Source organism: Myceligenerans halotolerans (genome assembly GCF_054782975.1).
Window position 1 is genome coordinate 653,819 of the sequence record NZ_BAAGRL010000006.1, and the last position, 19,267, is coordinate 673,085.

Sequence of the window (19,267 nt, forward strand, 5' to 3'; positions counted from 1 at the left end):
CGGGGCTTGTGGTAAGGGCACCCAGCCGGGCGCACTACGCTTGGCCTCTCACGGCCCTGTCCCCGGACGGCCCCACCGGAGGAAGCCCATGAGCCATGAGGACGCCACGCACGGCCCGGCACCGCTGGGCCCCGTGGATCCCGAGCCGCTGCACCGCGCGGTCGACGCGCTCGCCGCGACTCTGCACGACTACGTCCGCACGGCCGTCGGCGTGCGCGGGGAGTTCGGCGCCGCGGAGGCCGACGAGGACCCGCGGGTGCACGTGCTCGAGGAGAAGGTCGGGCAGCGCAACGCCGACCTCTTCGACATCCTGCACGGCGCCCTCGGCATGCATCCGGACCTCACCACGTCCATCTGGGAGCCGGGTGCGGACGCCGCGCCCCGCCCGGAGCAGGGCGACGTCCCGCAGCGCGCGGAGGCCTTCTTCCTGAGCTTCCTGGTCGCCGCACGCGGCAACGACGCCTCGCTCGACGGCGTGCTCGGCATGGTCGACGCCACGGGCGAGGAGGTCGCGGAACGCCTGGCCGACGGCGGCTACGAGGTGCTCGAGTGGATCTCCTCGCGCGGCGCCCCGGCCGGGTTCGACGACGGCCCGCTCGGCGAGGACCCGTTCGACGGGACCGATGACACCGGGTTCGACGGCCCCGGCCCCGGCCGGGACGACTCCAGGGAGGACGAACGATGAGCTCGCACCCACAGCTACGGGTCGTACGCGGCCGGCCGGACGACCTCGAGGTCGCCGCTCTCGTGGCCGGCCTCGCCGCCGTGACCGCCGCCGCGGAACCGGAGGACGCCGCCCCGATCGACGAGTGGACCAACCGGTCGCGCGTGCTGCGGGGCAACGGTGCCGCCACCGCGCAGAACTTCGGCGGCCGGTCGGGCCGCCACAACGCCGACTCCTGGCGCTGGAGCCTTCGCTCGTGAGCGCGCGGGCGCGCGTCGTCGGCGCACTGGTCGAGTCACCACTGCAGTTGCTGTGCACGATCGAGGCGCACGCCGCGGGCCTCGGCGGCGACACCACCCGCGTACACGTGCGCAACGACGTGCCCACCCTCGCCCAGGCGCGTGACGCGTTCGCGCGCGCGACCCTGCCGGCCGGCCTGACGATGGACGTGCGGCCGGTCCAGAACGCCATGTGGTCCCTGAACCGGAACCGGATCGTCGGCGAGGCGTTCTCCGGCGTCGTGCAGACCGCCCTCCTGACGCGCCCGGTCACCTCGATCACCCTCGTCGACGACGGGCTCGCCGCCCTCGACCTCGACCGCATCCTCACCTCGCCCACGGGGGCCTTCGTGCGCTCCGGGGTGCGCTCCGGCGCGGCCCGCCGCGTGCTCGGCCGCGCCACCGCCGACCGCCTGCGGTCCCTGGCACGCCGCGGCGGGCTCACCCTGTTCACCGCCCTCCCGCTGCCCGCCGACGCCCTCGGCCGGCTGTCGGAGCTCGGCGTGCGCGTGGTGCGCAACGAGTTCGCCTGGTTCACCTCCCAGCCGCTCGAGGCGGCGCCCGCCGAGCCGACCGTCGTGGTCGGGTCGGGCCTGGTGGGCGCGGGCTTCGTGGACGCCGACGCCTACCTGTCGTGGGTGCTGTCGATGGCCGCCGAGGGCCCGCTGCTGTACGTGCCGTACCGGCGTGACGAGCCCCTGGTGCAGCGCATCCTGCGGACCACGCCCGGAGTGACCATCGCCGACCCGGGCGCGGTGCTGGAACTGCGGCTGTCCGGCATGCACGAGGGGCAGCGCATACTCAGCCTGCCGACGACGTCGACCGTGCTGCTCACCTCGATCCTCGGACGGCGCGGGGTGAACGTCGAGGTCAAAGCCGTACCGGATGACTGGTGGGCGCCGAGCGTGCCCGAGCAGGTACGCAAGGACGCGGCGTTCCTCGTGGATCTCTCCGCCGCGGCCCGGGAGGCTCAGGCCGACATCCGCCCGCCGGTGATGTAGTCCGTGAGCTGGTCGCGCTCGGCCTGCACCTCGGCGATCCGGTGCTTGACGACGTCACCGATGCTCACGATCCCGGCCAGCCGGCCGTCCACCAGCACGGGGACGTGCCGCACGCGGTGCTCCGTCATCAGGGGCATCAGTTCGTCGAGCGTGGCCTCGGGCCCGCACGTGTGCACGTCGGCCGTCATGATCTGCGTGACCGGGCTGTCCAGGACGGCGTCCCCGTCCGCGTGCAGCCGCCGGACGACGTCGCGCTCGCTGACGATGCCGTCCACGCGGGCGCCGTCGCCGGACACCACCACGGCGCCGATCCGGTGCTCCGCGAGGAGTGCGAGCAGATCACGTACGCTCCGGTCACCGGAGATGGTGACCACCGAGCTGCCCTTACGCCGTAATGCCTCTGTCACCCGCATGGGAAGCACCTCCGTCGCTGCTCGCCGGAACCCACGTCGTCGCGAGCCCCCACCCTGACGGTACGGCACCTGCCCCGGGTTCAGGTAGGGGTGCGTGCGCACTTCCCGCGCACGCACCCGCGTGGACGGCGGGACACGCCGCCCGGCGGTCCCGCCGCACCGCCGGTGTTCAGCCGAGCGCCCCGCGGAGCACGTCCAGGCCGACCGAGCCCAGGTTCAGCGCGCGGGCGTGGAACGCCTTCGTGTCGAACTCCTCGCCCTTCGCGGCCGCGGCCGCCTTCGCCTCGTCCCGCGTCTGCTCCCACAGCCGCTGGCCCACCTTGTACGACGGCGCCTGCCCGGGCCAGCCCAGATAGCGGTGGTACTCGAAGCGGATGAACTCCTCGGGCATGTTGACGTTCGACTTCAGGAACTCCCATGCCGTACCGGCGTCCCAGGTGTTCCCGCCCCACGCCGCGGGCGCCTTGAGCCCCAGGTGCATCCCGATGTCGAACACGACGCGGGCCGCACGCAGGCGCTGGCCGTCGAGCATGCCGAGCCGGTCTCCCGGGTCGTCCAGGTAGCCGAGGTCGGCCATGAGCCGCTCCGCGTACAGCGCCCAGCCCTCGCCGTGCCCCGAGACCCAGCACGCCAGCCGGCGCCACGAGTTGAGCGTGTCGCGCGCGTGCACCGCCTGCGAGCACTGCAGGTGGTGGCCCGGGACGCCCTCGTGGTAGACGGTCGTCTTCTCGCGCCACGTGTTGAACTCGGTGACCCCCGGCGGGACGGACCACCACATGCGGCCGGGGCGCGAGAAGTCGTCGCTCGGCGGGGTGTAGTAGATGCCGCCGGTCTGCGTGGGCGCGATCATGCACTCCAGCGTCAGCACCGGCTCGGGAATGTCGAAGTGCGTGCCGCCCAGGTCGCGGATCGCGGCGTCCGAGGTCTCCTGCATCCACGCCTTGAGCGCGTCGGTCCCGGCCAGCTTCCGCGCCGGGTCCGCGTCGAGCATGCGTACCGCGTCCTCGACGCTCGCGCCCGGTCCGGCGATCTCGCGGGCCACCGCCTCCTGCTCGGCGACGACACGGGCGAGCTCCTCGACGCCCCACTCGTAGGTCTCCTCCAGGTCGACCGTGGCGCCCAGGAACGTCCGGCTGAACAACGCGTAGCGGTCACGGCCCACGGCGTCCGCCTCGGGAGCCCGCGGCGCGAGCTCCGACTCGAGGAAGTCCGCGAGCTTCGCGTACGCGGCACGCGCGCCGTCGGCGGCCCTGGCGAGATCGGACCGCAGGGCGTCGTTGCCCTCGCCCAGCGCGCCGCGCGCCGCCTCGCCCGCGACGAACGACGCGAAGAACGACTCGTCGCCCGCCAGCTCGCGCGCCTGCGTGACGCACTCGCGGACCTGCCGGATCGCGGCGACGCTGCCGCGGGAGGCCGCCAGGCGGAGGGACTCGGTGTAGCCGTCGACCGCCGTCGGCAGCGCGCCCAGGCGGCCGGAGATGTTCTCCCACGCCTCCGGGGAGTCCGTCGGCATCATGTCGAAGATCTCCCGCAGGTACTGCACGGGCGAGGCGATGTTGTTCAGGTCGGCGATGTCCTCGCCGGCGTCGTGCAGCTCGAGCTGCAGGCCGAGGCGCTCGCGCATGGCCGCGAGGGTCACGTGGTCGACGTCGTCCACGGGGTCCACCGCGTCCAGTGCGTCGAGCGTGGCCCGGTTCAGGGCGGCGGTCTCGTCGTGGTACGCCGGGTCCAGCGTGTCCATGAGGTGGTCGTGCCCGGGCAGGCCGATCTCGGTGGCGGTCATCGGGCTGTGCTCGGTGAGCCGCTGGACGTGTGCGTCGGCGACGGCGTCCACGGCGGTCGGGGTTCGGGCGATGGAGGGTGTGGTCACGTCGCGAGCGTACTGCCGTCCTCGCGGCGGACGCCCGCCGTTCTTCCGAGCGCCGGAGGCCGGGCCGCGCGGCCCGGCTCGGTCACAGGAGCAGCGGTTCCGGGTCGCTGGGGTGCAGGTCCGGCTCGATCAGCCCGGGCCCGTCGTTGCGGACCGAGCCGACGGCGGCACCGACCGGGCCGGCCGCCAGCGGTACGCGGGACTCTCGCAGGAGGGCACCGGCCTCCTCGGCACCGACGCCCGGATCGAGCCAGCGATCCCAGGCATCCGCCCCCAGGACCGCCGGCGCACGGTCGTGGATCAGCTCCATCCTCCCGGCCGCCGCCCGGGTGACCACGGTGGTCGTGACGAGCCAGCGCGCGGGGTCCTCGTCGGCCTTCGACGGGTCGCGCCAGAACTCGTACAGGCCCGCGAACGCCGCCGGACGGCCCGCAGCCGGACGGATCCAGTAGGCCTGCTTCGCCTGCTTCGATCTCCCGCGGGTGCGGGCCGTACCGGCCGGCGACGGGCTCGTGGCGGACCGCGCCGCCGGGCCGCCGTCGGGCAGCTTGCGCCACTCGTAGTAGCCGTCCGCGACGACGAGGCAGCGCCGGGCGGCGAACGGCTTCGCGAACGCGGGCTTGTCGAGCAGCGACTCGCTGCGCGCGTTGATCAGGCGCGCCCCGATCCCCGGGTCCTTGGCCCAGGAGGGGACGAGGCCCCAGCGGGCGACGCGCATCGACCGGGTGATCTCGCCGGTGTCCCGGGCGGCGCGTTCGACCACGATCCTGACCGGGTCCGTCGGGGCGACGTTCCACGACGGTTCCAGCAGGCGCGCGTCCTCGGCGAGCTCGGCGATCGCGAGCTCGTCGGCCAGATCCTGGGCGTCCCTGAACGAGGCAAATCTTCCGCACATGCCCCCAGTGTGCTCCGGCTGTCGGACATCGCCGGGAGTCCGGGGTGTGACGGGTGTGACGGGAAAGGGCCGTGACACGATCGTATCGATTCGATAGACTGGGGAAACCATCCTCCCGCATCGTCGCACCACTCCCGTCGTGCCCTCAGGAGACTCGTGTCCACCGCCCAGCTCGCCTCCCGTCCCGTCGCTCTTCCCTCCGCACCCGTCCGCCCGCGCGGCAAGACCGTCGCCCTGTGGGTCGTCATGCTCGGCTCGCTCTGCGCGTTGCCGGCGTTCACCACCGACATGTACCTGCCGGGCATCCCGCAGGTCGCCGCGGACCTTGGCTCCACCGAGGCGATGGCGCAGCTCACGGTGTCGGCCATGCTCATCGGCGGCGGGCTGGGGCAGCTCGTCATCGGGCCGCTCTCGGACCGGTTCGGCCGCCGCGCCCCGCTGCTCGTCGGCCTGGCGCTGCACGTCGTGACGTCGCTGTTGTGCGTCGTCGTGCCCACCATGAGCGGTCTGATCGTCCTGCGCGTGATGCAGGGGTTATTCAACGCCGCGGCCGCCACCACGGCGATGGCGGTCGTCCGTGACCGGTTCGTCGGCGCGGAGGCGGCGCGCGTCCTGTCGCGCCTCATGCTGGTCATCGGCATCGCCCCCATGTTCGCCCCGACCATCGGTTCGGCCATCCTCACCGGGGCGTCGTGGCGCTGGGTGTTCGTGCTGCTCGCCGCCATGGGGGTGGTGCTCGCGCTCGTCGTGCTGCGGTTCATGCCGGAGACCCACGGCGCCGAGCAGCGGGCCGTGACCGCGCGGGGCCGGGTCTTCGCCGGGTACGCCACCCTGCTGCGCGACCGGCAGTTCCTCGCCCTGGCGGTCCTGCCGGGCCTGTCGTTCGGCGTGCTGATGAGCTACGTGGTCAGCTCCCCGGTGGTGTTCCAGGACGAGTTCGGGCTCTCGCACGGACAGTTCTCCCTGCTCTTCGCCGCGAACGGCGTCGGGCTGGTGCTCGCCGCCCAGGTCAACGCCTCACTGGTGCGCAGGGTCGCCCCGATGCGGCTGCTGCGGTTTGCCGTCGTGGCGCAGACCGTCACCGCGGCGGCGCTGCTGGGTGTCGTGCTGCTCGGCGTCGGCGGCCTGGCCGGGCTGCTCGTCGTGATGTGGTTCGTGCTCGCGACGCAGCCGCTCATCCAGCCGAACGCCGCGGCCATGGCGATGTCCCGGCACGGCGAGATCGCGGGGACGTCGGCCGCGCTGATCGGCGCGGTGCAGTCGTCGGTGGCGGGAATCGTCAGTTCGCTCGCCGGGTTCCTCGGCGGCGGTTCGGTGGCGATGGTGTCGGTGATGTTCGCGTCCGTGCTGGGTGCCCTGGCGGTTCTGGCCTTCGCGACGCCGGCGTTCCGGCGGCGCTGAGGTCCGCGGGATTCCGTCCCACCGCCGGCCGGCGCGAGACGGATCTGGGGTGCCGTACAACGTTCTGTCCCTGACAAGCGTCTGAACACGTGTGAAACGCAGTGACGCTATCCTCCAGCCTATGCCTCAGCCCGACCGGCCGTCCGCGCAGCATGCGTCGATGCCGCCACATCGGATCCCCCAGCGTACGGACCGGCCGGCCAGCCGACACTCCTCGGGCAGGGGCTGGTCACGCAGGCCGCGGATCGTGGCGATGTGCTTCGTGGGCGTCTTCGCGCTGGGCGGTGCGGCGGCGGCCACCGTCATGGACCAGCTGGCGGCGGAGGTCGAGGTCTCCGACGTGTCCGGCATCGTGCAGGGTGCCAGCCGTGAGGTGAAGGACCCGTCCGACCCCTTCAAGGATGTCCCGGTGAACATCCTGGTGATCGGCACGGACTACCGCGACGCGGAGAACGTCGCGGTCGCCGGCGGAGCCGCCGAGGTCGGCATGCGGTCCGACACGGCGATGGTGGTGCACGTCTCCAGGGACCGGTCGTGGATCCACGTCGTGTCGATCCCGCGCGACTCGATGGTGAACCGGCCGGAGTGCGAGCTCCCAGGGGGAGGTGTGGCGCCGGCGCTGGGGATCGGGCAGTTCAACGGTGCCTTCGACGCCGCCGGCAACCTGACGGGTGCGGGCGAGGACGACCTCACGTACGGCGCGGCCTGCACCATCACCACCGTCATGGACAACACCGGCATACCGATGCCCAACCACATCGTGGTCAAGATGAACAGCGTGCTGGACGTGGTCGACGCCATCGGCGGCGTGCGCGTCTGCCTGCCTTCCCCGATCGTCACCCCGGAACGGTACGGGGGCGTGAACCTCCCGGCCGGGGAGCAGACGCTGGGCGGCAAGGACTCGCTCGACTACCTGCGCGCGCGCCATGTCGAGGGGACCACCCAGAGCGACCTGGAGCGCATCGAGCGGCAGCAGGGCTTCATCAACGCGCTGCTGCGCCAGATCCTGTCGGCCGACACGATGGCCAACCCGGCGAAGATGCTGAACCTGTCCAAGGCAGTGCTCGGCTCCGTGAACCCGGACCCGGAGCTCGCCGACGCGCAGAACCTGGTGGGTCTCGCGTTCAGCCTCAAGGACATCCAGAAGGACCGGATTATCTTCGAAACCGTCCCGAACGCGCCGCGGTTCCCGGGTGACAACCGCGTCGCGTGGACTGATGAGGCTGATCTGCTCTGGGCCAATCTGGCGAACGATGTTGCCCCGACAGACCTGCCGCCGCTCAAGGGCGAGGGGACGTCGGGCGACAGCGGAGACGGCACGGGTTCGGGCGAGGGGGACGGTTCGGCGGGCGGCGAGTCCGACGGCGGTGGTTCCGGTGACGGTGACGGGACCGGGGAGAGCGGCGCCGAGGACACCGGCGGGTCGGAGGACGGCGCGTCCGGCGGGGACGGCACGACGGGCGGCGGAGAGGCCGGCGACACGGGCGACGGGAGCACCGAACCCGCGAGCGAGAACACCGCGGACCCCGACCCGGAGCCCAGCCAGCCGACCGGTACCTGCGTCTGACCGGGCCTGACCGCGCCTGAGCCCCGATGATCAGCCGAACGCCTTGACGAGCCGCCGCATCCCCTCCTCCAGCACGTCGGGCTGCTTGACGTAGGTGAACCTGACCCAGCTCCGCAGGGCCTCGGACGTCGGCGAGCCCGGCGTGCAGAACGCGGACACCGGGACGGCGACCACGCCCGCGAGCTCGGGGAGGCGGCGGCAGAGCTCGGTCCCGTCGTCGAACCCGAGGCCGGCCGCGTCGGCGGAGACGAAGTAGGTGCCGGCGGGCACCGAGATGTCGAATCCGGCGGTCGTGAGCCCCTCGCAGACCAGGTCGCGGCGCTCGGCCAGGGACGCGGCGAGTGCGCGCGGGACGTCGTCGTCGGCCAGCACCTCCGCGATCGCGGGCTGGAACGGCGCTCCCGAGCTGAACGTGAGGAACTGCTTGACGGTGCGCACGGCCGTGATGAGGTCGGCCGGGCCGCACACCCAGCCGATCTTCCAGCCCGTGAGGGAGAAGGTCTTGCCGGACGACGACACCGTCAGCGTGCGCTCCCGCATCCCGGGCAGCGTGGCGACGGGGACGTGGCGGGCGCCGTCGTACACGAGGTGTTCGTAGACCTCGTCGGTGACGACGACGGCGTCGTGCTCGCGCGCGACGGCGGCGACCGCCTCCAGCTCGCCGGGCGTGAGCACCGCGCCGGTGGGATTGTGCGGCGTGTTGATCACGATCACACGCGTGCGCGGTGAGGCGGCGGCGCGCAGGGCCGCGACGTCGAGCCGGAAGGCGCCGTCGCGCGGCAGGAGCGGGGCGGTCACGTGCGTGGCGCCGGACAGCGCGATGCAGGCGGCGTGGACGTCGTAGAACGGCTCGAGCGTGAGCACCTCGTCGCCGGGGCCCACGAGCGCGAGGATCGAGGCGGCGATTCCCTCGGTGGCGCCGGTCGAGACCAGGACCTCGGAATCCGGGTCGAGTTCGAGCCCGTAGTGGCGGCGCTGGTGGTCGGCGATGGCGCGGCGCAGCTCGGGGACTCCGTCGCCCGGGGCGTACTGGTTGCGGCCGGCGCGGATGGCGGCGATCGCGGCGTCCTTGGCCGCCTGCGGACCGTCGACGTCCGGGAATCCCTGGCCGAGGTTGACAGCACCCGTGCGCGCCGCGAGGGCGGACATCTCGGCGAAGATCGTGGCGGCGACCGTCCCGTCGGCGGACATCAGGCCGATGGAGCGGGCGACGGACTGCCAGGGACCGGGAGGGCCGACGTTGGTCATGGGCCGACCCTAACCGTCCGGAGCGGTACCAGGAATGTCCCGCGGTGTGTCCGGTCGGCGCTCGTCCACCGCTTGTCCACGGGCGGTGCGCCGCCGGGCCGTCGTGGAGAACCCGCGTTACCAGCGTATATGTGGAAAACCTTGTGAATCTGTGGATAACTCCGGCCCCCGGTCTGGCGTGTCGTCCACAGGGCAGGGAAATGGCGGCCACGGAGGTGCCCGGCTCTGCGCAGAGTTATCCACAGGCGTCCGCCGCGGCGCGGTTGTGACCGATAACGATCCGATTGCGTCCCCGCGTTTTACGACGGCGTAACCGGCCGACGCGGGACTGAAACCGTAAGCCCCTAGCGTCCGCGGAGAGAAACTCGGGTTTCGGCCCCCACCCAGCACACCAGGAGAACCACTCATGATGCTTTCCCGTCCTGGGCGCATAGTGCGCCTGACGGCCGTCGTGGCCGCCTGCTCGTTCGGTCTCGCGGCATGTGGCTCCGGCGACGACGCCCCCGCGCAGGGGGAGGACCTCGGCGACCTCACCGTCCAGCTGTCCTGGATCAAGAACGCCGAGTTCGCCGGCGAGTTCATGGCCGACAGCAAGGGTTACTACTCGGACGCCGGCTTCGGCGCGGTCACGCTCAACGCGGGTCCGGGCGCCACGGAGAACCTCGTCGCCTCCGGCAAGGCGGACTTCGGCCTCACCAATGCCGTGACCGTGGGTCAGGTCGTCGCCAACGAGGACGCGCCCATCAAGATCGTGGGCACCACCTTCCAGAAGAATCCGTTCACGATCCTGTCCCTCGCGGACGGCGCGGACATCGCGACGATCGACGACCTCAAGGGCAAGAAGATCGGCGTGCAGGACGGCGGCAACGGCCTGCTGTTCGCCGCGCTCCTGGCGGCCAACGGCCTCACCGAGGACGACGTCGAGATCGTGCCCGTGCAGTACGACCCGCAGCCGCTGGTCAACGGCGAGGTCGACGGGTTCCTCGCGTACGTGACCAACGAGTCGATCATCGTCGAGGCGCAGGGCGAGGACGTCACCAACCTCCTGTTCGCCGACAACGGCTTGCCGTTCGTCGCCGAGTCCGTCATCGCCACGGACGAGACCATCGCCGAACGTCCCGAGGCGGTCAAGGCGTTCCTCGAGGCCGAGATCAAGGGCTGGACCGACGCCTGTGCCGAGCTGGAGGAGGGCGCGCGCCTCGCGGTCGAGGAGTACGGCGCCGACCAGGAACTCGACCTGGACAAGGAGATCCAGCAGAACACGATCCAGTGCGAGGAGCTGATCAGCACCGACGAGACGGCGGAGAACGGTCTCTTCACGATCAGCGACGAGCTCCTGGCGCTGAACATGGAGACGTTCGAGGCGGCCGGCATCGACGCCACCCAGGAGGACGTGTTCGACCTGTCGCTCCTGGAGGAACTGCTCGCAGAGAAGCCCGAGCTCAAGGGCTGAGCGTGACCGACCAGTCCGTCACCGATGCCGCGGCCGGAGCCGGCTCCGCCCAGGAGGGCGGGGCCGGCACCGGCCTCCACATCGCGAACCTGTCGAAGTCGTTCGGGTCGGGCCGCAAGGCGGTCACCGCGCTGGACGACGTCACACTGCACACCGACCAGGGCAGCTTCCTGTCCCTGCTGGGCCCCAGCGGCTGCGGCAAGTCCACGATCCTGCGGATCCTCGCCGGCCTGGAGTCGGCGACGTCGGGCACCGTGAAGGTGGACGGCAAGGATCCCGAGCAGCTTCGCTCCGGGCACGAGCTCGGGATCGCCTTCCAGGACTCCGCCCTGCTGCCGTGGCGCTCGGTCGAGTCCAACCTGCGCCTCCCGTTCGAGGTCTCGGGCCAGCCGGTCGACCGCCCGCTGGTGGCGGAGCTGGTCCGCCTCGTCGGGCTGACCGGCTTCGAGAAGGCCAAGCCGGGCCAGCTCTCCGGCGGGATGCGGCAGCGGGTGTCCATCGCGCGCGCACTGGTCGTCAAGCCCTCGGTGCTGCTGCTCGACGAGCCGTTCGGCGCGTTGGACGACATGACCAGGCAGCGCCTCAACGTGGAACTGCTGCGGATCTGGACCGAGAAGCCCGCCACGACCCTCATGGTCACCCACGGCATCTCCGAGGCCATCTTCCTGTCGGACCAGGTGGCGGTCATGAGCCCGCGCCCGGGCCGGATCAAGGAGGTCATCGAGGTCGACCTGCCGCGGCCGCGACTGCCGGAGATGATGCGCAGCGGCGAGTTCCATGCCCTGCACGACCGGGCCTCGGAACTCCTGTTCGCGGCGGACGACGGGGTGGCCGACGGCGCGCAGAACCGGGCCGTCGATGCGTGACCGCGCACGCGCATGGCTGGGCGGAGCGGCGGGTCTGGCCGCCCTGGTCGTGCTCTGGTGGCTGCTCGCGCTCACCGTGTTCGACGGCTCGTCCATGCCGACACCGCCCGGGGTGCTGCGGCAGTACGGCGTCGACGGGTGGGCGTTCTACGTGAACAACTTCGGCGGCACCGTCGTCGAGGCGCTGATCGGGTTCGCGTGGGGCAACGGGCTGGCTCTCGTCCTCGCGGCCCTCGTGCTGCTCACGCCGCGGCTGGAGCCCGTGATCTCGCAGATCGCGGTCATCAGCTACTGCGTGCCGACGATCGCGATCCTGCCCATCCTGTACATCGTGCTGGGCCCGCCGGATCCGGGCGACCCCTCGCCGACCGCGGTCGTCCTGGCGGCGCTGTCCGTCTTCTTCACCACCGTCGTCGGAGCGGTCCTCGGCTTCCGGTCCGCCGACCGGGCGGCGCTCGACGTCGTGCGCGTCTACGGCGGCGGCCGCTGGAGGCAACTGGTCACCGTGCAGCTCGTGTCCGCGCTGCCGGAGATCATCAGCGCCCTGAAGATCGCTGCCCCGGCCGCGTTCCTGGGCGCGATCCTCGGCGAGTACATCGGCGGGGTGGACCGCGGCGTCGGGCCCGCGCTGATCGCCGCCGGCCAGGGCCTCATGGTCGAGCGCGCCTGGGGAATCATGTTCGCCTGTGCGCTCGTCGCGGGCATCGGGTATGCCGCGTTCGGCCTGCTGGGTCGCTTCGTGGTGCCGTGGTCGACCGGAGGAGGACGAGGATGAGCGGGCAGTCGACAGAGCCGGCCCGGGCGGGGCTGGTCGCCGCCGGCCGGGCCTCGACCGTCGTGGGCACCGGCCGTGCCCTCGCCGCCGGACTGGGCAGGGCGCTCGGGACCGCGCTGCTCATGGTGGCGATCCTCACCCTGGTCTGGCTCGCCTCGGTGGTTCTGGTCGACAACGCATTCGTCGCGAAGGGCCCCGCCGAGGTCTACGAGTTCCTCTTCGCGGACGACGACGCCGCCCGGACCCGCGCCGAGATCGCCACCGCGCTCGGCGTCACGCTGGGTGACGCCGCCATCGGGTTCGTGGCGGGCATGCTCGCCGCCACGACCGCGGCGGCCCTGATCGTGCTCTCGAAGCCGGTCGAGACCGCCGTCATGCCGGTCGCTCTGATCCTGCGTGCCGTGCCGCTCATCGCGCTCACGCCGATCATCCGGCTGTTGTTCACCGACGAGCTGGTCCGCGTCGCCGTGGTCTCCGGGATCGTGGTGCTGTTCCCCGCCCTGGTGAACATCGTGCAGGGACTGCGCTCGGTGTCCGCGCAGATGGCCGACGTCGTCCACGTGTACGGCGGCGGCCGCTGGGCGCTGCTGGTCAAGGTCGCGTTCCCGTCGGCGCTGCCCGCGTTGTTCGCGTCGGTCCGGATCTCCGTGCCGGGCGCCATCACGGGCGCGTTGCTCGCCGAGTGGCTGATCACCGGCCGGGGGATCGGCAGCATGGTCGTCAACGCCGTGGGCCGGTCCGAGAACAACCTGGTGTGGGCGTGCGTGCTGGTGGTGACGCTCGCGTCGCTCACGCTCTACCTGGTGGCGCAGATCGTCGAGTCGTTCGTCCTGGCGCGCTACGGGCGCCGCTGAACGGCTACGGCGCTCCCGCTCAACTTGCGACCGTCGTGACGCGTGGTGGAGGGCATGAGCATCGATTTCGAGGCGCACGAGCGCGCCGCCGTCGTCGTCGGCCCTCGCGGGTCGAGTCCGGATGAGGGGTTCGTGGCCTTCGTGCGGGACGCGGGACCGTATCTGTCCCGTACCGCCTACCTCCTGACGGGTGACCGGCACCGTGCCGAGGACCTGGTGCAGACCACGTTCGAGAGGACCTACCGGGTGTGGCGGCGGATCGGCGACCGTGAGCCGCGGGCGTACGCGCGGCGCGTCCTGGTCAACCTGCGTACCGACACCTGGCGGCGCTCGGCCCGGGAGGTCGTCCCCGGCGACGAGCACCTGCCGGTCGGTTCGACGCCGGACGCGGCCGGCCGTGTCGAGTTGCGGGACGCGCTGGTGCGCGCCCTGGCACAGCTGCCGCCGCAGCAGCGGCGCGTGGTGGTCATGCGGCACCTGCTGGACATGTCCGAGGCGCAGGTGGCCGAGGAGCTGGGCCGCAGCGTCGGCACGGTCAAGGCCGCCAACTCCCGGGGTCTGGCCCGGCTGCGTGGTCTGATCGGCGGCGTCGACCTGGAGCTCGTGGAGGTGCTCGACGTCGACCCGCACGGCGTGCTCGCGCAGAGCAAGGCGGCGCTGCGCCGCCGTCGGACCGCGCAGGCGGTGGCCGCGGGGGCGGCCGCCGTGCTGGTGGCACTGTTCTTGTCGGGTCCGGTGCGGGTGCCCGGGCTGGGGACGGTCGTGCTGCCGGGCAGCGAGTGGTTCCGCGAGGTGACCGGGCTGGAGCAGGTGACCCAGAGGCGCGACCTGGGCCTCACCGATCTTGAGCCCGGGCTGGTCCAGGAGACCGAGCGGGAACCGGTGGACGAGGGTGATCCGGTGCCCGCGCGGCTGGTCGGTGGCGAGCCGATCCTGCTCGACAGTCTTGATGTGTCCCGCGTCGAGGGACGCACTCTTGCGGCGGACGGGTCGTTCCTGACCGTGTTGCCCGGCGGGGGAGGCCAGACGCTGCAGCTGGCAGTGCCGCGCGACGGCGGCGGCACCGAACGCAGCGACCTCGCGACCACCGGGGCGGTCGCCGGGCTGCCCACCGCGGTGCACGGGGTGACCCGCCACGGCGAGCGGGTCGCGTGGACCGAGGTGCCGCAGGGCGACTCCGGCCCGGCCACCTACGCCGTTCGCGTGCTCGACGACGCACGAACCGGGGGAGCGCCGCGGACCGTGACCGTGCAGGTCGCGAGCGACGGCCCCGACCCCCGGCCCACGCTCGACGGCACGTGGATCGGTCTTACCAGCGCACGGGTGGCCTGGGTCACCGACCTGGACGGCACGGTCAGTGTCCACACCGCCATGCTGGACGACGACGGCTCCGCCGGCGAGGTGCTGGCCGAGGACGTCCTGCAGGTCGCCGCGTACGATGACGAGGTCGTGGTCGCGACCGCCGTGACGATCGACGGCGCCACGCGGCTGGAGCTGACCAGCTACCGCGACGACGGCACGACCGAGGTGATCGGCCAGGGCCTGCCGTACGACCTGGACCAGGAGACGTTCGACGCCGGGTGGGGACTGGCCGTCTCCGACCAGCTCGTCGCCTGGCCCCAGGACGGCGGGGTGCACGTCCTGGACCGCCGGACCGTGCAGGTCCACGTCGTCCCGCCCGCCGCGGACCGCTTCGAGGCGTTCGACGTCGACCTCGCCGGCCGCGTCCTGCTCTGGGTCGAGCGAGGCGACGACGACCTGAACGAGGGCGCCGTCCTCGTGCTCACCGATCCCACCGCGGAGGCGCAGCCGCTCGAAGCCGCCCGGCAGTTCGGGGTCTACCGGGCCGGGATCACCGGCGACCACCTCGTCTGGACCGTCGAGAACGGCGACACCGGCGAGGCCACGCTTCACCGGGCCCGGATCGACGGGTCACCCGCCGGCTGATGGCTGCTGAGGAATGACGAGCGCCGCAGAGCCAACGGGACCGTCCTTCACCGGGCGAACATGATCGACGACGATAGGTCGCCGCCGGGTTGTCCACAGGCATCCGGGTCGTGCCGAGCGGATCGTGGAGGTGGCACCTACGCTCGTCGGCAGCGGTGGTCGAGGATCGCCGTTCAGGGGCACCGCCAGCACAATCGCTCAGGGGGCGAGTCATGTCGGTTTCGGTGGAACGAACCGAGCAGCCGGTCGAGGGACATCGCGATGCCAGGCAGGTCGCGACCACCTCCGTCAGGTCGGTCGAAGGTGGCGCCGCTGTGCTCGAATCGGAAGTGCGCGAGCTCGTCCGCCGTCGGGGCGTCGATCCGGTCGCGGAACCTGATGCCTTCGGCGACCTGGTTCGCGAGGCGGTGGCGGACTACGAGGGCCGAGCTGCACGCGGTGTCGTCGTACCGCTGCAGGATGCCGGACGTGCCGCACAAGAGGTCCATGCCGCCATCGGCGGCCTGGGTCCCCTCCAGCTGTATTTAGACGATCCGGATGTTGAGGAAATCTGGGTCAATTCACCTTGTCCGGCTGCAAATCTTCTCTCGGAATCCAGTATGCGGGGTGTGTCGCCCTGATCAGGGCTTTTCTGGCAGCACGACGGAGCCTGGGCTCCCTTGCCTGACCGGGCGCATAGGGCCCAAGACTCGTGGACAACCACTTCGCCTCGGGCCTCGATGGGCTCAGGTGGGCCGGGGTCTTGACAGGGATCGTGAACCCATAGTTCCCGTGTGGGTCAGGGGATCCTCGCGACTGCCGCCTTGGGGCACTTGTAGGTACGGGTACCGTCGTCGAGTACGACATACAGCCGCCACACAGCGATGACGCGGCCGGTCAGCCCCTTGTAGTTCTTCACAGCTTCTGCGCGCGCCGTATCTCCGACCCTGATCGGTGCATGCCTGTCGTATTCGTCGGCGGCCTCCTCCGCCTTCTGGATGAGGCGGAAGAGGTCGTTCGCCATGTCATTGATAGTTGCAGCCTTGATGGCGTACCAGAAGGCGGCGACGATGGCGACCACGACGAACGACCAGAGCCACGAGTTGGTGAACAGGCTGATGGCGAGCCAAGCCAAGAGTGCTACCGCGGCTATGCGGATGGGGGCCATGCCCAGGGCGCGCTTCTTGTTCTCCGCAATGCGCTGCGCCTTCTCGGCGGTGACCAACACCTCGAGCGCGACAATTCCGAGCCGGAGGCGAACTATGCGGTGTTCTTCGGTCGAACGGCGCGAGAACTCGGTATGGATCCCCGGCGTGTCGTGAACCACTCGCCGTTGGCGCGGACGCGGTAGGCAGCGAACTGGGCGTGCAGCTCACGCTCCGTGTCGGTACTCGCACCAGGGAGGACCGCTATCAGGCGAATCTCGCGCGGGCTGCCGGTCTGAAGTTCGCGTACACGCCGCTCGACATCGCGCGTCGTGTGGCCGATCTTGAGATAGTCGCCGTCGGACAGCAGGTAGACCGTCATGCGCGGATTGTAGTGGCTGCGAACGGCGCGCTAAGGGCATCAACGGCAGCCATCGTGACCTGCCACTCATGCCGTGCGGCGGTCGCAGCCCGCTGTCTTCGAAAGAATCAGTCCCGACAGGATCTCCTGTGTAGGGTCATCAGTGCCATCGACAATGTCGGCCACAGCGACAATCCACGAGACGAATCAGTGTCTGTCACGCGTCTGCACAGGTGAACTGACCGGAAAGACTGCAGCGTCGACTCTTCGATCTGACGAACTCTGATCGTGAGTGCCCGATGAGTGCAGCCCTGCTGTGATGCTCCGCCGCATCGTCACCCCAGACCTAGGACTCCTGCTGCTCGGCCGCTTCACGGCCATCACCTCCTGCCCGGGCGCGGGTGATCCACAGGCGTTCGTGTTGTGGCGAGCGATCTGGAACTTGGGTACCTGGGCTCGTTTGTGGCGGTGATCAATCTGGCGATCGCTCAGGTCGCGACCAGCGCAATCGCTCAGAGGGAGTCGCGCCAGGTGAGGAACTTCGCGTACTCGTCCGGAGCCGAACCGTACACATGGACCTCGCCGGTCCCCTTGTCCACAACGATCGGGGACGCACCGATCGGTAGGTCCGTGAAGTCCCCGGTCTGCAGGTAGCGCAGGGTGGTGTAGTACGCGATCCATGCGCGGGAGTGCTCCTCGACCCGGTCAACGAGGATGTCGCTGTGCCCGCGGTGCCGCCAGCTGTCGAGGTAGGCCTCGGCTTTCTCCCGCGCGCCGCTCTTGGACGTGCAGGGCTGGGAGATGCCGTCGATCGCGCCCGGCTCCGGATCGCCCGTGGGGGTCATGTCGACTTCTCGCGACTGCGGTTGGGCATGAACCGGGTCAGGTCGTGCTTACCGTCCAGGACAGCGGCGGCAGCCGCACGGACGATGTCGTCCAGCGCGGCGAGACCCGCGCTGCGGTTCGGGACCTCCCAGTAGCCCGGGACTTCGTCGAGCAGTCCGTACTCGTCGTCCAGCCGGACCAGCGCTTCCAGCCCGCTCCGGTGTTCGTAGCCGATACGCCGCCAGGCCCACGCGGTCAGGGCTCTTGGCTCGGCGGTTCCTGCGACCACCCGCATGGCCAGGAGCCGGAGTTCGGCGCCCAGGGCACGTTCCTTCGTCGGGGCCGGCAGGCCGAGCTCGGTGGCGGCCTGCCGGACGAGTAGGTCGACGTCGGGCCACACAACATCCGGCGCGAGGCCAGCCAGCTCGCGCAGAGCGGGGCTGTCCATGCCGAGCACCAGAGCGTCCGTCGCCGACGTCGTGATCCGGTCCCGGTCACGGTCGACGTCATCCAGCCACAACTCCCATGCGACGTTCAGCTCCGTGGTCAGTGCTGTGGCGCTGTCGTGGTCGACGGCGACGAGCGGCCACCAGTGCCGTCCGCTCAGGTGCTCGGCGGCGGCATCGTCGTCGAGCCATGCGCCGTCGAGGACGGGCATCGCGTGATCGAGCACCTGATACACGGCGAAGTGCGCGAGCGGTGCCGGCCAGTCGTACCGGGCTCCGGCTGGGACGGTGTTGCGGACGAAGCCGATCAGCTGGGTTGCCGCGGCCTGTCCGAACACGTCGCCCGTGAGTTGGTCGACGGCAGTCTGCGGGTTGCTGTCGGGCACGGGGGCGGTGGGTAGGTCCCAGCCCGGTCTGTCACCGGTACGGGGCGTGCAGAAGACACGGCCGTCCGGGTCGGTGACCAGCAGCCGCACCAACCCGACCGGGCCGGGCGCCGGGTCATGGGGTTCGTGGACGACGACGTCGGCGCGGCCGCCAGGGGGCAGCCACGGCGCGTCGGACTGACAGGACAGGACGAGCACGTGCCCACCGTAGCGGTGAGTACTGTCGATAAGAGGCGCCAATTCGCAACCCGTCTTGCCTTGATTTCGCAAGGGCTCTAGCCTTAGCCTGGTGAGGCGTCGAGACATCTTGAAGAAGCTGAAGGCGGCAGCCAAGGAGCGCGGCGAGGAGCTGGTCGTGATCGAGGGCGGGAACCACACCAAGGTGCGGATCGGCAGTCTGTCAACGATCGTTCCGCGTCACAACGAGGTCAACGAGTTCACGGCCAAGGCGATCCTGAAGGACATGGAGGCAGACTCATGAAGGTGACAGCGACCGCTCATCGGTCGGGTGACTGGTGGGCCATCGAGGTGCCCGAGGTGCGCGGCGTGCACACCCAGGTGAAGCGGCTGGACCAGGCCGCGGCCATGGCCGCCGACGCCGTCGCGCTGATGCTGGAGACCGACCCGGCCGACATCGACGTCACCGTTAACCCGGTCCTGAACGAGGAAGCCGCCGCCGTCGTAGCCCGAGCCCTCCAGGCCGCGCAAGCGGCCCGGCAGGCGCAGGAAGATGCCTCGGCGGCGATGCGCCTGGCCGTCACGCGACTGAGAGAGGCCGAGCACCTCACCGCCCGCGACGTGGCTTCCCTTCTGGGTGTTTCCCACCAGCGCGTCTCTCAGCTCGCCAGCTGACTCCACTTCGGGCGCTGAACATCGACACCACGGCGAGCGCG

General features: G+C 71.0%; 21 protein-coding genes. 13 read left to right on the forward strand and 8 right to left on the reverse strand.

The genetic code is table 11. From position 1 onward, the window contains the following. Positions 1 to 88: 88 nt before the first annotated feature. The 3 genes from ACYVK5_RS06200 to ACYVK5_RS06210 are packed head-to-tail and all read left to right on the forward strand — an operon-like array spanning position 89 to position 1,943. On the forward strand, positions 89 to 685 hold the full coding sequence (locus ACYVK5_RS06200) for a hypothetical protein (RefSeq protein WP_460702858.1): 597 nt from the start codon (positions 89 to 91) through the stop codon (positions 683 to 685). Continuing rightward, on the forward strand, positions 682 to 924 hold the full coding sequence (locus tag ACYVK5_RS06205; RefSeq protein WP_460702860.1) for an acyl-CoA carboxylase epsilon subunit: 243 nt from the start codon (positions 682 to 684) through the stop codon (positions 922 to 924). The genes ACYVK5_RS06200 and ACYVK5_RS06205 overlap by 4 nt, the downstream gene beginning before the upstream one ends. Next, a complete protein-coding gene (locus ACYVK5_RS06210; protein WP_460702862.1) occupies positions 921 to 1,943 on the forward strand; it encodes a hypothetical protein in 1,023 nt (340 codons plus the stop codon). The genes ACYVK5_RS06205 and ACYVK5_RS06210 overlap by 4 nt, the downstream gene beginning before the upstream one ends. On the opposite strand, the gene ACYVK5_RS06215 is transcribed toward ACYVK5_RS06210, so the two are convergent. The 3 genes from ACYVK5_RS06215 to ACYVK5_RS06225 all read right to left on the reverse strand — a co-directional run bounded on the left by ACYVK5_RS06215 (position 1,913) and on the right by ACYVK5_RS06225 (position 5,121). Further along, positions 1,913 to 2,356 (reverse strand): CBS domain-containing protein, encoded by a 444-nt coding sequence (locus tag ACYVK5_RS06215; RefSeq protein ID WP_460702864.1) that lies wholly within the window; start codon positions 2,354 to 2,356, stop codon positions 1,913 to 1,915. The two genes, ACYVK5_RS06210 and ACYVK5_RS06215, sit on opposite strands and share 31 nt — an antisense overlap. Before the next feature lie 169 nt (positions 2,357 to 2,525). Beyond that, entirely contained in the window at positions 2,526 to 4,226 is a 1,701-nt protein-coding gene (locus ACYVK5_RS06220) for a DUF885 domain-containing protein (protein ID WP_460702866.1), read from the reverse strand. Positions 4,227 to 4,308: 82 nt separating this feature from the next. After that, complete coding sequence (locus tag ACYVK5_RS06225; protein ID WP_460702868.1) at positions 4,309 to 5,121, reverse strand: SOS response-associated peptidase; 813 nt, start codon at positions 5,119 to 5,121, stop codon at positions 4,309 to 4,311. 156 nt (positions 5,122 to 5,277) lie between these two features. Between ACYVK5_RS06225 and ACYVK5_RS06230 the strand changes: the two genes are divergently transcribed. Beyond that, entirely contained in the window at positions 5,278 to 6,522 is a 1,245-nt protein-coding gene (locus tag ACYVK5_RS06230) for a multidrug effflux MFS transporter (RefSeq protein WP_460702870.1), read from the forward strand. Between the two features lie 121 nt (positions 6,523 to 6,643). Beyond that, a complete protein-coding gene (locus ACYVK5_RS06235) occupies positions 6,644 to 8,089 on the forward strand; it encodes an LCP family protein (RefSeq protein ID WP_460702872.1) in 1,446 nt (481 codons plus the stop codon). A gap of 30 nt (positions 8,090 to 8,119) precedes the next feature. Here the strand turns inward: ACYVK5_RS06235 and ACYVK5_RS06240 are convergent, their stop codons facing one another. After that, the gene (locus ACYVK5_RS06240) at positions 8,120 to 9,337 is read right to left on the reverse strand and encodes a pyridoxal phosphate-dependent aminotransferase (RefSeq protein WP_460702874.1); all 1,218 of its coding nucleotides are present in this window, start codon (positions 9,335 to 9,337) and stop codon (positions 8,120 to 8,122) included. A 406-nt stretch (positions 9,338 to 9,743) separates the two neighbouring features. Between ACYVK5_RS06240 and ACYVK5_RS06245 the strand changes: the two genes are divergently transcribed. From ACYVK5_RS06245 to ACYVK5_RS06270, 6 genes are all read left to right on the forward strand, one after another. Beyond that, a complete protein-coding gene (locus tag ACYVK5_RS06245) occupies positions 9,744 to 10,790 on the forward strand; it encodes an ABC transporter substrate-binding protein (RefSeq protein ID WP_460702876.1) in 1,047 nt (348 codons plus the stop codon). A gap of 2 nt (positions 10,791 to 10,792) precedes the next feature. Continuing rightward, complete coding sequence (locus ACYVK5_RS06250) at positions 10,793 to 11,656, forward strand: ABC transporter ATP-binding protein (RefSeq protein ID WP_460702878.1); 864 nt, start codon at positions 10,793 to 10,795, stop codon at positions 11,654 to 11,656. Beyond that, positions 11,649 to 12,431: an ABC transporter permease gene (locus tag ACYVK5_RS06255; protein WP_460702880.1), complete on the forward strand. Its 783-nt coding sequence runs from the start codon at positions 11,649 to 11,651 to the stop codon at positions 12,429 to 12,431. The genes ACYVK5_RS06250 and ACYVK5_RS06255 overlap by 8 nt, the downstream gene beginning before the upstream one ends. Beyond that, on the forward strand, positions 12,428 to 13,285 hold the full coding sequence (locus ACYVK5_RS06260; protein WP_460702882.1) for an ABC transporter permease: 858 nt from the start codon (positions 12,428 to 12,430) through the stop codon (positions 13,283 to 13,285). The genes ACYVK5_RS06255 and ACYVK5_RS06260 overlap by 4 nt, the downstream gene beginning before the upstream one ends. A gap of 54 nt (positions 13,286 to 13,339) precedes the next feature. Continuing rightward, entirely contained in the window at positions 13,340 to 15,232 is a 1,893-nt protein-coding gene (locus tag ACYVK5_RS06265; protein WP_460702884.1) for a SigE family RNA polymerase sigma factor, read from the forward strand. A gap of 212 nt (positions 15,233 to 15,444) precedes the next feature. Further along, complete coding sequence (locus ACYVK5_RS06270; protein WP_460702886.1) at positions 15,445 to 15,852, forward strand: hypothetical protein; 408 nt, start codon at positions 15,445 to 15,447, stop codon at positions 15,850 to 15,852. A gap of 158 nt (positions 15,853 to 16,010) precedes the next feature. Here the strand turns inward: ACYVK5_RS06270 and ACYVK5_RS06275 are convergent, their stop codons facing one another. From ACYVK5_RS06275 to ACYVK5_RS06290, 4 genes are all read right to left on the reverse strand, one after another. Then, complete coding sequence (locus tag ACYVK5_RS06275) at positions 16,011 to 16,436, reverse strand: hypothetical protein (RefSeq protein ID WP_460702888.1); 426 nt, start codon at positions 16,434 to 16,436, stop codon at positions 16,011 to 16,013. A 35-nt stretch (positions 16,437 to 16,471) separates the two neighbouring features. Then, positions 16,472 to 16,738: a GIY-YIG nuclease family protein gene (locus ACYVK5_RS06280; RefSeq protein WP_460702890.1), complete on the reverse strand. Its 267-nt coding sequence runs from the start codon at positions 16,736 to 16,738 to the stop codon at positions 16,472 to 16,474. 491 nt (positions 16,739 to 17,229) lie between these two features. Further along, positions 17,230 to 17,562: a YrhB domain-containing protein gene (locus tag ACYVK5_RS06285; protein WP_460702892.1), complete on the reverse strand. Its 333-nt coding sequence runs from the start codon at positions 17,560 to 17,562 to the stop codon at positions 17,230 to 17,232. Then, positions 17,559 to 18,572: a hypothetical protein gene (locus tag ACYVK5_RS06290; RefSeq protein ID WP_460702894.1), complete on the reverse strand. Its 1,014-nt coding sequence runs from the start codon at positions 18,570 to 18,572 to the stop codon at positions 17,559 to 17,561. Before ACYVK5_RS06290 ends, ACYVK5_RS06285 begins: the two co-directional genes overlap by 4 nt. Before the next feature lie 91 nt (positions 18,573 to 18,663). On the opposite strand from ACYVK5_RS06290, the gene ACYVK5_RS06295 reads away from it, so the two are divergent. Both ACYVK5_RS06295 and ACYVK5_RS06300 read left to right on the forward strand, forming a co-directional pair. Further along, positions 18,664 to 18,855 carry a hypothetical protein gene (locus ACYVK5_RS06295; protein ID WP_460702896.1) on the forward strand — a complete coding sequence of 64 codons (192 nt, stop codon included), beginning with the start codon at positions 18,664 to 18,666 and terminating at the stop codon, positions 18,853 to 18,855. A gap of 2 nt (positions 18,856 to 18,857) precedes the next feature. Next, on the forward strand, positions 18,858 to 19,226 hold the full coding sequence (locus ACYVK5_RS06300) for a helix-turn-helix domain-containing protein (RefSeq protein ID WP_460702898.1): 369 nt from the start codon (positions 18,858 to 18,860) through the stop codon (positions 19,224 to 19,226). The last annotated feature ends 41 nt before the right edge of the window (positions 19,227 to 19,267 follow it).